Annotated in this window: 11 protein-coding genes; 2 read left to right on the top strand and 9 right to left on the bottom strand. The window is 42.1% G+C overall.

What is annotated here, in order from left to right:
- The first annotated feature begins 16 nt into the window (after positions 1-16).
- A complete protein-coding gene (locus L0P88_RS18125; protein ID WP_247131318.1) occupies positions 17-703 on the top strand; it encodes a hypothetical protein in 687 nt (228 codons plus the stop codon).
- A 224-nt stretch (positions 704-927) separates the two neighbouring features.
- On the top strand, positions 928-1635 hold the full coding sequence (locus L0P88_RS18120) for a DNA alkylation repair protein (protein ID WP_247131317.1): 708 nt from the start codon (positions 928-930) through the stop codon (positions 1633-1635).
- Positions 1636-1722: 87 nt separating this feature from the next.
- On the opposite strand, the gene L0P88_RS18115 is transcribed toward L0P88_RS18120, so the two are convergent.
- From L0P88_RS18115 to L0P88_RS18075, 9 genes are all read right to left on the bottom strand, one after another.
- Positions 1723-2199, bottom strand: coding sequence for a DinB family protein (locus L0P88_RS18115; RefSeq protein WP_247131316.1), 477 nt, complete (start codon positions 2197-2199; stop codon positions 1723-1725).
- 70 nt (positions 2200-2269) lie between these two features.
- Complete coding sequence (locus L0P88_RS18110) at positions 2270-2761, bottom strand: flavodoxin family protein (RefSeq protein ID WP_247131315.1); 492 nt, start codon at positions 2759-2761, stop codon at positions 2270-2272.
- A gap of 202 nt (positions 2762-2963) precedes the next feature.
- On the bottom strand, positions 2964-4325 hold the full coding sequence (locus tag L0P88_RS18105; RefSeq protein ID WP_247131314.1) for a sulfatase-like hydrolase/transferase: 1362 nt from the start codon (positions 4323-4325) through the stop codon (positions 2964-2966).
- A 286-nt stretch (positions 4326-4611) separates the two neighbouring features.
- A complete protein-coding gene (locus L0P88_RS18100; protein ID WP_247131313.1) occupies positions 4612-5910 on the bottom strand; it encodes an FG-GAP repeat domain-containing protein in 1299 nt (432 codons plus the stop codon).
- Between the two features lie 265 nt (positions 5911-6175).
- Positions 6176-8542, bottom strand: a complete 2367-nt coding sequence (locus L0P88_RS18095) for a GH92 family glycosyl hydrolase (protein WP_247131312.1) — start codon at positions 8540-8542, stop codon at positions 6176-6178.
- Positions 8539-9510: a DUF1080 domain-containing protein gene (locus L0P88_RS18090; RefSeq protein WP_247131311.1), complete on the bottom strand. Its 972-nt coding sequence runs from the start codon at positions 9508-9510 to the stop codon at positions 8539-8541. Before L0P88_RS18090 ends, L0P88_RS18095 begins: the two co-directional genes overlap by 4 nt.
- Positions 9511-9620: 110 nt before the next feature.
- Positions 9621-11156 carry a glycoside hydrolase family 28 protein gene (locus L0P88_RS18085; RefSeq protein WP_247131310.1) on the bottom strand — a complete coding sequence of 512 codons (1536 nt, stop codon included), beginning with the start codon at positions 11154-11156 and terminating at the stop codon, positions 9621-9623.
- Between the two features lie 187 nt (positions 11157-11343).
- Positions 11344-13029 carry a RagB/SusD family nutrient uptake outer membrane protein gene (locus L0P88_RS18080; protein ID WP_247131309.1) on the bottom strand — a complete coding sequence of 562 codons (1686 nt, stop codon included), beginning with the start codon at positions 13027-13029 and terminating at the stop codon, positions 11344-11346.
- A 10-nt stretch (positions 13030-13039) separates the two neighbouring features.
- The gene (locus L0P88_RS18075; protein ID WP_247131308.1) at positions 13040-16366 is read right to left on the bottom strand and encodes a TonB-dependent receptor; all 3327 of its coding nucleotides are present in this window, start codon (positions 16364-16366) and stop codon (positions 13040-13042) included.
- Positions 16367-16512 lie beyond the last annotated feature (146 nt).

The raw sequence follows: 16512 nt of genomic DNA, 5'->3' as shown, positions 1-16512 counted from the left end.
AAAAAACAGGGATGTTATGGTTATTACACGTATAAAAATTCAATATTTACAGACGTTGCGATTTACTTTTCCCCTATTTTTTCTCTTTGTGATGCAAGCTAAAGAACAGGAGGCTCCCAAAACGAACAGGCCTCCAATACCTATTGAGGTAATGTTCGGTAATGAAGAAATATACTTCCTGGGCATTTTGAACCTCCCCTTCGAGAAAGGTACCAAATTAGGATACTTCGGGGTTGTCTCGGCATTGGTCCCCTATGAAAACGCAAGGTCCAATAATGAGATCGTAATCTCCAACTCCCTTACCTATAATCTTTCACAAAAATGGTACGCCACGGCAGGGTTACAATTTCATTATTCCAAAGGAGCAGTCCCATTTACCGGTTTTCAATTCTTTTCTGCCAACCCTAAATGGTTGTTCTTGTTCAGTCCCAATCTGCAACTGGCGCCCACCATCAATTTTGAGACGGTCGGTATTGTGGAATATAAGCCCAAGCTATCAAAAGGTTTAAGGCTATATTCCAGGTTCCAGGGCATATACAATCAGAATTTGGATGATGGGGCCCATGAAAGGAGCCTACTTTATTTAAGGGCGGGAATTTCATTAAAAAGGACAAGTTTTGGTGTAGGGCTCAATATTGATAGTTATGGCCCCGAAAGACAATCGGAACGGAATTATGGCATTTTTATAAATCATCTGTTTTGAGGAATACGTCCAGTGCCATGGTACAGGTGTCATCAACACCATTTTTTTGGGGACTTTTCTTTTTCCTTGATCAACACTTTAATTGTTTACTTTTAACGTAAATGCCAATTTGGATGTGGTTATTGACCATCATTGAGGTGTTAACCCTAATTCTGCATTCCACGGATTTTTAGCATGCACCCTGTATTTGGCCGTTTGACACTAGCTAACGAAATGGGCTTCACATGGAAGATGTTTTGGATAAAGTTCGAGATGCGCTGAAAAGCAATATTGATGAACATGCGCTGGCTACCGGTCAGAAATTTTCAAAGGAAAAGCTGAAATACCATGGGGTTCGGACTGCCAACGTAAGGAAAATAGGCAAGACCTTTTTCAAGATGATCGATTCCAGGTCGAAATCCGAAATATATGATTTATGTGAGGATTTGTGGAGGTCCGGATACCTTGAAGAATCGATTATTGCCTGCAATTGGTCCCAATACCTCTGCGATGCATATGAACCCGAAGACTTTTCAATATTCCAACACTGGATCAACGAATATATCACTAACTGGGCCTCTTGTGATACGTTTTGCAACCATACCATGGGAGGGTTCCTGGAAAGGTACCCCGATTATGTAGAAAAGCTCAGGGACTTTGCGAAATCCCGGAACAGGTGGATGCGCCGTGCCGCTGCCGTGAGTTTGATCGTACCTGCCAGAAAGGGTAAGTTTCTGGGGGATGTTCTGGAGATTGCCACTATTCTTCTCTTGGATAAGGACGATTTGGTCCAAAAGGGATATGGCTGGATGCTAAAAGTCGCCAGCCAATCGCACCAAAAGGAAGTATTCGATTTTGTAATCAAAAACAAGTCGGTAATGCCCCGTACCGCTCTAAGATATGCCATAGAGAAAATGCCAAAGGATTTAAGGACCATCGCCATGGCAAAGTAACACCCTTTTTAACAGTAATGAAGGGAAACCAGTATCAAGGGCAATAAATTGAAAAGCGTGGCACTCGCCACTAAGGATTCTGTCTTCTCAGGGAGTATTCTCCAATACCATTTTCCTAATCAATGAAACTTGTCCAAGATGATAGTAGCAATGCTCAATGGTACCCTCAATATTTCGCAAATAATTCCCATATTTTTCCTCTACAAATGGTTCGTCCAATTTTGCGTCCGGCATTTGGGCAACTGCTTCTATAAAGGCTTTGGAAGTGGCCACAAATTCCTGGATCATATTTTTCCATTCAATTTCAGATGTTATGGGTGAAAAATCAAAACTATACTTATCCCGAATCTCAAGTTCACCCCCTTGGTAAACATTCAAAAGTCCGGCCAGATAATAGTGGACGTGGTAGGTTAGGGCGACTATGGTGTTCAAGGTTCCAATTTTTTGGGTGGCTTGTTCCCATGTCACACTTTCTATTAGGGTTTTGTAATTCGTATTGGCGATCCAATGTCCACTGAGCAGGACTTCTTCCAGCCTATTTGAGAGATTTATACTTCTTTCCATTTTTGAGTGGTTCTTATTTCCTCCAGAGGAAGTGTATAGGGTTGTGACGGGCACTGTTGTACGACATTTGCTATTTTTCAACAAGTTCGATAAACTCGGCTATTCTCAATTCGTTTGGTTCCCCTGTTCTAGTGTGCACGTTTCCAAGATACTCCATTCCCAGATATTTTGCCGTCTCTGAAAATGGAAGCCAAAAATAGTCCCCCAGGTTGTTTCCAATGGAACAGCTGATCACGGCCATTCTTTTTCCACGTAATTTTCGCCCAAGCTCTTTTTCAATGGTCAATACATCCGTTATTCTGTCAAAAAACACTTTTAGTATGCCGCTCATGGCGTACCAATACACCGGTGTCGCAAAAACCAAGGTATCATATTTTTCTATGATTTCCCCCATTAAACCTAAATAGTCATCATTTCTATTTTTGTGTTCGTAGTCATAATAACCAAAGTCATAATCGTTCAAGTTGATCATATCCCAACTGGATTGTTCGATCAACTCGTCCGTTAAGGCTGCAGTATCCCCATCATTTCTAGAACTTCCGACAATTACAATTACCTTCATTTGGAATTTCGTTTTTCATAAATCTACAACAACATTGAGCTAGTTATGGTCCAAATTACCAAAAGCAGTGGTGGTTGTACGTTGTTCAACTATTTGGTCACTCCGGCATCCATGTCCATCACAATACGTTTGTCTTTACCGCTTGGTTTTTGCCTTATTCCTTACTATTTCACCTTATCTATTTGCCATTAAAAAGGGTGTTTCAATACTGCTTTCTCCATTTTTCATATGCCAAAACCAATTCGCTCACTTTTTCGGGATACTGTTTGGCAAAATTTGTCTTTTCCCCAGGGTCATCCTTTACATTTGACAAAAAAAGGGAATCACTTGGTTGAATGGACTCTGGATTGACCGGATCCCTTGGATTTTTGAGCAACTTCCAATTGCCCTTTCTCACGGCCCAACTTTTTTTGCCCCCCGACCACCAAAATACGTTGTGCCTTGAGGGCTCATTATCATATATTACCTTACACAAGCTTTTCCCTTCAAAATCTTCACTTGGGTATTCGATATCGCACATATCGAGAATGGTAGGAAACCAATCTACGTTTATGGCCATTTGATCTCTGACCTCATGCTGGGGAATGGTCTTTGGCCAACTTATGATTGCAGGAACGCGAATACCGCCTTCAAACATCGAAAACTTGGCCCCTCTGTACAGGCCTGCACTTCCTCCACCTCCAAACGTCCTTTCTTCCACAGAATGTCCATGATCTGATTGGAAAATAATGATGGTATTATTGCGTAGTTTTAGTTCATCCAACTTTTTAAGCAGTATTCCAATTCGCTCATCGACTGTTGAAACACTGGCTGCGTACTTATCTCTGGGGCTATCCAAGTCTTTGTAGTATTCCCTCCATTTATCGGTTCCCTGTAGTGGGTAATGGGGAAGATTAATGGCATAATAGAGAAAAAAGGGAACGTCCTTGTTTTCCTCAATAAAACGGAGCGCCTTATTGCTAATGACATCCTGAAAGTATTCGCCATCCATCCAAATCTCTTCATTGTTTTCCCACAAATCGTGCCGATTGGGCCCATTCCAATAAAAGAAATGCGAATAATTGTCAATGCATCCGCCCATATGGCCAAAGGAATAGTCAAACCCTTGTGCATTGGGCATAGTCTCCTCGGTATAGCCAAGGTGCCATTTCCCAATATGGCCCGTAGCATATCCGCTTTCCTTTAGTTTTTCTGCAATGGTCACCTGCTCTGTCGGTAGACCTCGCTTCCCTTTTTGAGAGGGGGAATTTCCGGGCAAACCTGCTGCCAATGGTGTTTTGCCCGTGAGCAGAGCCGCCCGGGAAGGAGAACAAATAGGTGCCGCTGCATAAAACTGCGTGAACCTTACACCAGTATGTGCCAAATGATCCATGTGTGGCGTATACAGATCCGTTGAACCATAACAATTGGCATCCATTGTTCCTTGGTCATCGGTATAGATAATAATTACATTGGGTAATACCTTGGCGTCTTGCTGACCATAAACATAGAGGCAGGGCATAAAGGTGATGACAACCCATACCAGGCCCTTAAATATTGATTTTCTTTCCGCTTTATTCATCATTTATACTTTGGTTATTTTAAAAACTGACTAAAAAAAGTTTTGTTTAGCCCACGCCTTTCAATTTCGTCCTATTGCCAACAATATACCGGATCTATATGTGCATGACCCACAACTTTTATTTTTTGTGGTTTGGTTGTCATAGAAGATGATTGGTATGTAACATTTAAATTCAACAGCAAGGCTGCCAGAAACAGAAACGGCAATTGTTTCATTTTTAGGGTCTTTGTCGATTTATCCAGTTTCCTTTGATTGCTATTTATGACCATACTCAAAATCAATTTATGGGCTAGTTGGTCAGGTTTTCCAAGTAAATAACACCTATTTTTTCAGGATAATTCCCTTCCTCCCAGTGAAAGCCTCCAAGAACCAAATCTTGATCTCCATCCCCATCAAAATCCATATGGTCCATTGCAATCCATCGGCTTGCGAACCTGGCATCTAAACGATAGGGCTTGTAGTCCTTGGCTCCTTGGTTTTCCAGATAAACAAAGCTCGGTTGATTCGCTGACGGAAAAAACGAAATTGTCAAAAAGTCTTTATCGCCATCTTCGTCAACGTCCAAAAGAATTGTTTTATAAATCCCTGGTACTGGAATAAATTTTTCTTCCTTGAGTTCATTATTACCTTTATTGATAAAGATTCGTATACCGTGATATGGCTTGTGAAGCGGGGTATAGTCCCCATTGTCGCCATGGCTATAAATGATATCCATTAGACCGTCTCCATTGTAATCTACCACCATCATGTGTGTGGAACCATAGGTAGCTGGAAATTGTTTAAGTATAAGGGTTTTGAACTTACCTTCACCATCATTCAAGAAAAGGTATATAGCCTCTTTTGCCTGAGCGAACAAGGAAACGATGTCAGGGTCGCCATCGTTATCCCAATCCATTATGTGGGTTCTAATGGCACCTGGGAGGTCCAATATCTTATTTTCGGTATACGCCCCATTTACATTTTTCCACCACGAGAGTCCCCCGGTATACTTACCAAATTCAGAAATAACAATGTCGTCTTGACCATCTGCATCAAGGTCAACGAAATCTGCATGGCAAGGTCTTTTTAGACTATCGATAGGGATTTCGGCAGGTTTGGATGAATCCTTTGGGTAGCGAATCATTAACCCTGTGGGGGCATCCGTCCCTTGAAAAAACTCTCCAAAAACAGTCGCCCAGTAAGAATTGCCCACTTCTTGAAATTGTAGCACAGCTTCTTTAACCTGGAGGCGAACGGTAATCTCAAATTGATCGTTCAATTGCATGAGCTGGCCTGACATAAAATCACCCACAATCAATTTCCCTGGAGACAAAAAAGAGGCTATGGTAGTAGAAGGGTAAGGTACGCCGAGAGAAATCTCCTTTGGCATAAAAAGATCGGTAACAGGGAGATCTTGAAACGGATTTTCAAATGCCAATTCTTCAGGAGCATTATCCAAATAATAATCCTTGATCTTCTGGTACTCTTCCTTACTTAGCAAAGGTTCCTTGGCTATTAAGTAAGGGGAATTTTTCTGTTCTATCTTACCTCTGGGGTCGTCATGGAACGAGTTGTATTCCTCTGGAGATAGTCCTCTCAATCCCAGCATATAACCCATCTTAGGCAGGATCTTTTCGTCCCAGATTTCCTTGTTTAGCTCACTGGGTTCGGGTAACATATGGCAACTGACGCAATATTGCTTGGCCAGTTCTTTACCACTCCGATTAACTTTCTTCTGTTGTATATCCTGGCAAGAAATACCAGTACAAAGGATAATTACAATAAAAAATAGATGCCAAAGAAAATTCAGAAGTTTCATATGTAATTTAAGATAAACACTTTTGTCGAAGACCAATCAAACAATAATTTCCGCTTTATTTTTTCCCCTGTCCGGAGCGGGTCTTTTCTGGAGTATCAGAAGCTGTACCGCCGTACATTTCCAGATTTAGTTGACCACCGCTCACTACCTGCGTATGGGTTAAATTTAGGATGGGTAATTCTTGGCCGTTCAAGGTTGCTGCCCTGATGTACCTGTTTTCTTCGCTATTGTTTTTTGTTTCTATGACGAACTTTTGCCCTTTATGGTAATCCTCGTTCAATTCAATTTCAATACGGTCAAAAGTGGGGCTGGAGACCTGATAAACGGCATTTGCCTCATTACCCCCGGTCATCTGGAACAACCCCATTTTCATAAGCACAGCCAATGCACCCATTAGTCCTTGGTCCTCATCACCATTGTATCCCCTGCTGGTGGACAATCCTTCGTAAACGTTTTTTACAACTTCACGTGCCCAATATTGGGTCAAATCGGGTCTACCCAGATGATGGAAAACAAAGGCCGTTTGAATGGAAGGTTGGTTGCCATAATTAATAGGTATTCTCGAATACTCAGGGTGCAGTTCCTGCGAATGTGAGGTTCCCGAGGTAAACCCTAACTTCGAAGCTTCTTCAAACTGTTGGTTTAATTTTGCCACAGCAGCCCCTTTTCCTCCCATTAAGTTGGCCAAGCCCGATAGGTCATGAGGTACAAACCAGGTCCCCTGTGCGCCATTCGCTTCAATAAAACCTGCATTCAGTTCATAAGGATCATACGGTTCACGCCACTTTCCATTCTTATCTTTAGGTCGCATCCAGTTGGTTTCAGTATCAAACACGTTTCCGTAGTTTTCAGACCTCTCCATAAAATATGCTTCGTCCTCTGTTTTTCCCAAGGCTTTTGCGAATTGCGCCAAGCACCAATCCTGATAGGCATATTCCAAGGTAAGGCTAGCCCCATTTTGATGAAGTCCATTTCTTCGATTTCCCCCAAGGGTCGGATAGGGTACGAATCCCTGCGCAATGTAGTCCTCCAAACCTCCACCGATCTCCGATTGATGCTCGTATCCGGCCCGCATCATGATACCGCCGGGCATATGATTCTTTTTGAGGGCCCCATAGGCCTCCTCAGCATCAAATCCCCGAATCCCTTTTTGATAGGCTCCAACGATGAAAGGCGTACTGCTGGCACCGGTCATCACATAGGTATAATTTCCACCCGAAGGCCCTCTGGGAACCAATCCACCATCACGATAGTATTGCAACAGGGAATTCACAAACTCCTCAGCAACTTCTGGATAAACCAACTGCCATAGGGTATTGATGGTCCATTGGGCACCCCAGAACGAATCCGAATTGTAATGGTTGAACAATGGCAGGCCTTCTTCGGAAATGGGAAGTCGCTTTATTTGAAAGTGTTTCCCTGTGTTGTCCGGGTAGTAGCCATTGGCATCATTGATGATCCTTCTCCCCTGCAATGCATGCCAAAGATCGGTGTAGAACCTTCGCTGTTGCCCATGGGTGCCACCTTCCACTTTTATCCTGCTTAGATAGGAATTCCACTCTTCTTTTGATTCTTGAACCACCTTTTCAAAATTCCAATGGGGAAGTTCATGATCAAGATTGAATTTGGCATTTTCAGTTGAAGTGTAGGAAATGGCCACTTTCATCTTCACATCATGTGAGCTGGACGGTAACTTCAAAAGGCATTTTCCATGGTTATCGGAAAATGAAAAATCCTCAATATCCGTATCCAACTCAATCCTAAAAAAAACAGATGTGGGCTTGGGCCGCCTAAACGTAGGCGCATTGACCAGCTCCCCTTCAAGCACATGGGGTGCCACCTGCCTTATGGTACCATCGATAATCTCTGATGGCCCTAGTTGACCATTTAAATTGAATAGAATGGCAGGTTCTTTTGTCTCAAAAATGTACTTGTGAAAACCTACCCTTTTGGTACTGGTCAGTTCTACACCAATATCATATCGATCCAGGTGTAATTGGTGATGACCGGGAGATACGCTTTCCTTATCATGATCAAAAGAAGAAGAATAGTTGTCGGAAACGTCCTTCTCGGAAAGTTTATCCAAGGCCAGGGGCATCACGGACAGTCCTGAAAGCTGCCAGGCGTGGATGTGACTAAACCCCCTAATGGTATCCACCTTATAACGATAACCGCTTCCCCAGGCACCATCCACTTCCGTATCGGGGCTAAGGTTCACCATCCCAAAGGGCCTGCACGCCGAGGAAAAGAAAAACCATCTTGAGTTCTCCGTATCCAATAATGGATAAACCATTTGGGTATAGTCCGTCTTTTCTGTAGTCTTATCCTTTTGATGTTGGCAACCGGCTTGCAGTACTATGGTACAAACCAGTAGCGTTGTTTTTACGTATGTTCGAAAAATAGTTGGTTCCTTTATTTTCATTCTATATGTGGTAAGGATTGTATGGGTTGAATTGTAATATCGCGATAGAAAATTTCTGCTCCTTCAGACTGTAGTTGAATCTTTCCTTTGGTCAACGGTTCGATTTCTCCATTGATAATTTGGCCAATGTCAGTAAGATGCATGTTCTTTTGCCCATTCACTACGTGTATACTTTCCCTTTCATAGGCATAGATATCCAGTCGGTTCCATTCGCCATATTCTTTTTCAAAATCCCCGGATTTTTGGCAATATCGCTCGCCTCGCATGTTTACGATGTTAAATGTGGCTTTGGGATCATACCGAAAGTGTTGCGCGCTATCGATCGCTACCTTAACGGTCCTGACCCGAGTGGATGTGGAATCAATACACCACATATCACCGGTGTCCCCTTCTTGCACCTGCATCTCCATGGAACGCATCCAGGCACCAGCTTTGGCCCCTTCTTTGCCGATAGAGTAGTACATGACACCACTATCCCGTTTTTTGTCCTTTCTGGGAGGGTATTTTTCTTCTCCCCATTTAAATTCCAGACTCAAGTGAAAATTTTCGAATTCTTTTTCGGTAATCAGAACACCAAGAACTTCTCCACTAATTCGGATTGCAGGTTCGCCTTCCTCCTGTACCACGCTGAAGACATTGAGCGGATCTTTGTTAAGCCCAAGGGGTTCAACGTATTTATTTCCTTCCTTTTTTAAGCCCTTTACTTCGGAAGTTGGCTCGGGGGCTCTGAGATAGGTATACCAACCATCCAGATTTTTTCCATTGAACAATGATGCGGAGACTTCGTTGGAGTCAACTTTGCCTACTTTGTCATTTTTAGAATCCGATACTCTGGAACCACACGATATTAAGGACAACGACAGAAGAACGAAAACTATTCCCCTGCTTAGAACTGCTGACCCATTGAAAACGGTACCTATTCTATTTTTAATAGTTAACGCTATTATTTCGCTAATTGAAATTTCCATTACAATGAAATTTTATACGTCCAGTTTCTTTTGGATGCCTTCTGGGATTGCCACCCTAGTGTCATGGGCAAATAACAGCCGAAATGCAATCACCTGACGTTTGACCGTGGTCAATTTTGTTTTTTTATTACATCTCCTTCCACGGAGGCGTTTACATTCTCAATCTTTTCGTGCTGTGCGTTATCCAAAATTAGTATTGGACCATTTTCAACATCCTTCACGTTAAGTCCATCGATTTTCAAACCGTTTACTTGACTAAAAACAAACGGTGTTCTGTAGTCCGGTTCCAGATAACTGATATTGACATTCTCAAACTGTATTCCTTCCACATTCCTCACAAAAAAGGCCGATGCGGGCAACTCACCGAACATGTGAAACTCAGGGTACTTCTTTTCGTTATATGGGACCAAGGATAAAGAGTCCGTAGGTATGTGTGCTGTTTTCTTCTTTCCACCACCAAAGTATTTCATAGTGATATTCTTGAAACTTACATTTTTTATTGGATGATTTGGCAATCCAGATATTGTTGAAGGATAGGGATTATGCGGAGCAGGCCTTTCGCCACGAGGAGGAAAATGAAAGTTTGGTCTATGATGATTGCTATTTTTTCCATCCAGATTGACTTCCATGTCGATATTGCTCAGACGAATATTCTCAATCGTGCCTATGTCAGCTTTCTGATTACGATGCCCTATATCTATAAAAAATGAGCCGGAACTATTTTTTACAGTAACATTTGATATTGTAACATCTTTCATGTAACCGCCATCAACAACCATTAAGGCAATTGAAGAACGGTAGGTATCATATATGTACAAGCTATCGACTTTTATGTTCTCAAAACCGCCACGAGAAGCGGTCCCCAACTTAAAAGCACTTGAACCCGAGCTGACTTTGCAATTCTTGATCTCAATGTTTTTGCATACGCGTGAACTATCGTGGGATTTCAAACAAATACCATCGTCTTCACTGATGATATCACAATCTTCAACAACCACATTAGTGCAATCAACAAGGTCCAGACCGTCATTGTTCCAATACTTTGTACATCGTACTTTGACCCTTTTGAGCGATAACACATCGCAATTAATATAGGTCTGTGTCCACCCAGCAGCGTCACGCAAGGTAATATCCTGGATGGTGACGTTTGAGACGTTGGTGAATTCGATGAGTTGTGGACGAACATCCTCATCAGGGCGATTACGATTATAATTGGAAGGATCAATCTCACCACGTGTGAGCTTACCCATGACATCATCAACCAGGTCCAATGCCTGCCCGTTAATCTCCCCTTCCCCGGTTATACGCACATTCTTGGCATCCAGGGAAAGAATCAATGCATACCAATGGCTGCCCTGTTTGTAGTGATTGAAATCGGTACTGCCCAATAGCACTGCCCCTTTTTCCAATTTCAGTTCAATATTATCCTTCAGGAATATACTTCCCGTTACAAAATTTCCTTTTGGAACAACGACTGTTCCTCCACCGGAAGCGACCACGTGGTCAATAGCGGTCTGAATGGATTGTGTATTTAGTGTTCTGGCATCTCCGACGGCACCAAAATCTTTTATGTTCACCGTTTTTAAATCTTTTGCCAAAGCAATGGTTGCGCAAAAGAAAAAGAAAGCAACTAATGAAGTCTTCATGATTCTATTAAATGTTTTTTGATTTACCCCCATATTAATTGAAACCAAGGCCGAATTGAAATTCCCAAAGCAGCCATAGAAGTTTGGTTGGGTATTTAATTATTGAAATAATACCCACTACAATTTTTAAGAACATAATTGCAGTGGGCATGTCTAAAAATTTAGCTTCTTCCTCAAATCCAATAGCTTACCAGCCTGGATTCTGGGTTAAGTCTGGATTCAAGTCCCTTTCTGTCTCAGGTATCGGCCATAGAAAATAACCAGGATAGTATCTGCGTGTATCAAGCAGTACCGTTCCGGTAAAATCCAGGATATCTTCATTCAAGGAGTCCGCATTAAATGAAGGGTCGCCATCAAACCATCTTCGATAGTCTGAGTAAAAAATACCTTCAGCAGCTAATTCCAACATTCTTTCTTCCCTGATTAATTCCCTTACTTCAGCTTGAGTGCCAACCGGAACATCAGGCATATTTACTCGGTTTCTCACTTGATTAATTGCCCAATACAAATCATCGCCAGCATTACCAGCATTACCTGGATTATCTTCATTCCTTGCTTCGGCATACATTAATAATACATCTGCATATCGAATCACCGGATAATCAATGGCAGAGTGCCTACGAACAGGGCTTTCTTCTCCTACGTTTACAAATTTTCGCCAGCAATAATGATCGTTTGTATTGTTGACAGTTCTCATACTTTCAAATGGTTCCGATTCAGTATCCCTAGGATATCGATACTCGTAAGTCCTATTGCCACGACCTACAAAAAATGCGAAGGGCCTAATTATACTGGCCTCCAATCGCGGGTCTCTACCTTCAAACATCTGATTTACGTCATCTCTATTGGACCAATCAAATGCTCTGCCATTGGCCGTCTCAAAATCCGCCAAGAACTGATTCATGTCAAATTTGGTACCATCTTGCCATCTGTACGAATTCACAAAAAAGTTAGTTGGAATAGAACTGTTTTTAGCATTACTGCGACTTGACGCATTGCCATATCGTAAATCCCGCCAACCACCAAAATCCTGGATACCTTCATTTTGAAGCGCAAAAATTACCCCACTGTTTCTGTCTGCTGATGTTTGGAACATACTACCGTAATCGTCGTGCAACTGATAATCTCCCAAATCTATGACCTGCCTAAACATGTTTGTAGCTTCGGTGTATTGTTTGTTATACAAATAGACCTTTCCCAACAAGGCCATTGCTGCACCTTTGGAGGCCCTGCCATCTGAAAGTTCACCTCCCGTACTTGGCAGATTGGCAATGGCATTATTTAAATCTTCCAAAATCACAGCCCTTATCACAGAGGGCTTGCTCCTGGGCTCGTACGTCTGTGAGAAGGAGGTAGGCTCCGTATATAGTGGAACACCATCGTATCTTGAGTCGTCTTGCCCCCCATAATAATTCAACAGGTCAAAATAGAACAAAGCCCTTAAAAATTGTGCTTCTCCAAGTAATCGATTCTTGGTAGTTTCATCAGTAGTCTCGATTCCTGGGATATTGGCTATTGCTTCATTCGCCCTGTTTATCCCACGATACAGTGTTTCCCAGCGATCTTTGTAAAGCCTGGTTCTATTATTTGAATTCCCCGAAACAATACTGTACAATTGCCAAGTATCCCAGTTGGCACTTCCACCGTAACGGTATGCCATGGGAGTAAGCACATCATCCATTCCCAACTCATTAATATAAGGTTGTCTTCTCATGACATTATAAATGGCATTAACACCAAGAAATGCATGTTCTTCCGTCTTCCAAAAGTCATTGCCACCTATCGCATTTTGAGGGGAAGTTTCCAAGAAATCATCTTCACAGCCAAAGGCTATGAAAGTCAATGCCACTACTAAAATTTTACACGTTTTCATAAGCAATAATTTAAAAGTTTACATTTAGACCCAATGTCAATCTTTTCATAATGGGATAATTCACTCCTGTCAGTTCAGGGTCAAATCCCTTGAATTCGGAAGATCTGATTGTAAAGTAATTCTCAGCGCTTAAAAACAACCTAAACCTTTCCATACCAAAACTTTGAATAACATTTTTTGGAAGCGAATATCCCAAGGTGATGTTCTTTATCCTCAAAAATGAGGCATCCATCAACCAGAAGTCATTTGCTACCGTGTTGTTTGGCACACCATCTGCAGTCAAGCGTGGGAAGCTTGCATTCGGGTTTTCTGGAGTCCAGGCGTCCAAAGCTGCTGCAGGAACCAATCTTCCATTTTGTAAATCCGATGTGTACCAGACATTATTGAAATAAGTTTCAACACCTGCCACACCTTGACCTAAAATATTGAGGTCAAAACCTTTGTAACCTAAGTCCAATGAAAACCCAAAAGTATATTTAGGAATCTGCGATCCTTTGGCAACACGGTCATCGTCATTGATTACTTTGTGTCCCTCTTCTCCTTCACTTTGTTGATCTTTGTAGATAAAATCACCGGGAGAGGGCATGGGGGAAAAGGTATATCCGTCAGCAACCAACTCATCTATCCTTTCTTGGGTCGCAATACTTTCCACTTCACGAACATACCAGGAACCTAAGGGCAATCCCTCTTGAAGTATTTGGTTGTTGCTTCTTGTGCCAGCTCCTCCCAGATATTTGACAACTTCGTTCTTTACATACGTAAAATTCCCACTGAACGCGTACCTGAAATCACTTCCGATGTTATCCCTCCAACTAAGGGTCAACTCAACACCATTGTTGTCTACAATTCCCGCATTTTGTGGGGGAGCAGTAAGCCCACCATTCACGCCGGGGATTGGGAGATCAATTAAGATATCATCGGTCCTTCTCTTAAACCAATCGAACTCCATTCCCAATCTTCCACCAAAAAACCTGCTTTCAACCCCAATATTGGTTTGTGTGGTGGTTTCCCATCTGAGTATGTCATTGGGAATTGCGTTTGGAGCAGCTCCCGGAACAATGGTTCCGCCAAAAACATAACTACTTAAATTGTACAATGGCTGGGTTCCATAGTCGGCAACTTGGTTATTGCCCAATTGTCCCCAAGACCCTCTTATTTTTAAGAAGCTTAAAGCCTTGGAATCCTCCAAAAACCCTTCATTGGATATTACCCAACCCGCAGATACCGAAGGAAAAACACCCCAACGTTCGTTTTCTGAAAATCTAGAAGAACCATCGTACCTTATATTGGCGTCAAAAAGGTATTTTTCTTTAAAATTGTACTCTACCCTACCAAACAACGAACGGAGTGATCTATCTTCAAAATTTCCCCTAACTACGGGGTCCGCCCCTGAAACGGCATCCATTACCGTGGTTTCATCAGCAAGCACATCCAACTTAAAAGCACTCAAATTTCTTGCGGTCTCATACTCCTGATTATAACCAGCTACTACCCCAACGTTGTGATGGTCAGCAATTGTTTTATTGTACGTTAAAAAGGAATCAAAAATCAATCGATAATATTTTCTGTACTCTTCTTCCAATGCCGTTTTGTTATTACTCTGTCTGATAATAGTATTATCCCTTAGATTCCAGACATCCGCAAAAAATTCCTGCCTAATATCATAATCATATTGAATTGCAGGCTGAAAGCTGGTGGTTAAAGTGAAGTCCTTTAAAAAGTTCACCCTTGTGTACAATTTCCCCAATATCTTGGTAATATTTTGAGACGACTCATTATTGTCAAAATTGGTTTCTATGTTGTTTACAGATGCGTTTTCTCCATCCACCCAAGGTCCACCAACCCTTCCAAGAGGATCTCGTGGCAACAGTCCAGGCACAGAACCACCTATGAAACCCAGATATCTTCCGATATTGTCACCCGGTGTGCCCTCATCTGACCAAAAACCAAAAACATTTGCTCCAATAGTCAGCCAATCATTTAGTTCTGCTTCTACATTTGATCGAAAAGAATATCTTTTGAAATCTGTTTCTTTCAGATTGCCCCTGTTATCCAAAATATTGGCCGATATCAGGTAACGCACTTTTGCACTACCTCCACTTGCCGTAATATTATGTCGCTGAATGAATGCATCACGAAAAGCAGCTTCAAACCAATTTGTATTTGGATAAAGGATAGGGTCCGTACCAGCGCGATAATCATCAATCGTAGCTTGACTAAATATTTCTGGTTTTCCAACATTTAATTGGGCTTGATTGATCAACTCCATATGTGTCGGATAGTTCCAGATCATATCCACTGGCAAGGTTGGTGTTTGAAAACCAGTATACCCGTTATAGGCAAGAGTCATTTTCCCGCTAGTACCCGTCTTTGTAGTGACCAAAACAACCCCATTGGCAGCCCGGGAACCATAGATGGCGGCAGAAGCTGCGTCTTTTAATATGGATATGTTGGCAATATTTTCGGGAATGACATCACTCAAGTTACCGACAATACCATCTATGACCACTAATGGACTTGCATTGTTTAAAGTACCTACACCTCTAATTAAAATAGCGCCGGCATCATCACCAGGCTTTCCCGACCCTTGCGAAACAAATACCCCAGGAGCCTGGCCAGCAAGTCCTTGCGAAACATTGGTAATGGGCCTGGTATCACCTAATTCTTCAAAATCGACAGAAGATACGGCTCCCGTTAGGTTTACCTTTTTCTGGGTACCGTATCCTACAACCACGACCTCCTCCAGTGCAGCTAAATCCTCTTGCAGTTGAACTTGAAGGTTCTGGTCTTCCGTAATGGTAAACCGTTGTGGGGTAAACCCAACATATGAGATTTCCAAAATCCCGCCATCGGGAACGGTAATTTCAAAATTTCCGTCAAAGTCCGTTTGTACGCCAGTAGTAGTTCCCATCACCACCACATTTGCCCCTGGCAGTGGGCCTCCGTCCTTGTCGGTAACCGTTCCGGTGACCCGGTATTCTTGCTGCACCACTGTGTCCTCAATACTTGGAACCTGGGTCCTATTTATTTGTTTCGATTTGTTCAAGACTATCTGACGATTCTCGATGTTGTACGCTACATCTGATCCCTTGAACATAACCTTTAGAATATGACCAATTTTTTTGGCCCTAACGTCAATATCCACTCTTCTTTCCAAGTCTACATCGTCCCGATCAAACAAGAATCTGAATTCTGATTTTGATTCAACTGTCTCAATAATTTGGGCAATTTTGGCCCCTTCCATTTGTATGGTCAGTTTGGTATTCTGCGCGTACGTGGTTGTAGTCGCTTGGAGATGTAAAAACGAAACTAAGAGGATGGTGAATGTAAGTTTCATTTTCAAATCATAATTTAAGTAGCAAAGCCTTTTGAACCAAGGCTTCCCATTAATATTTTCCATATTTTTGGTTTGGTTTTAAATGTTAATACTTCGTTTAATCCAAATTTTAACCGGGAAATACTGATCCTATTTTCCGGTTTCTT

This window comes from Muricauda sp. SCSIO 64092 (genome assembly GCF_023016285.1).
Taxonomy (GTDB): Bacteria; Bacteroidota; Bacteroidia; order Flavobacteriales; family Flavobacteriaceae; genus Croceivirga.
The sequence above is the reverse complement of the archived record's forward strand: the minus strand, read 5'-3'. Positions and strand labels throughout refer to the sequence as shown.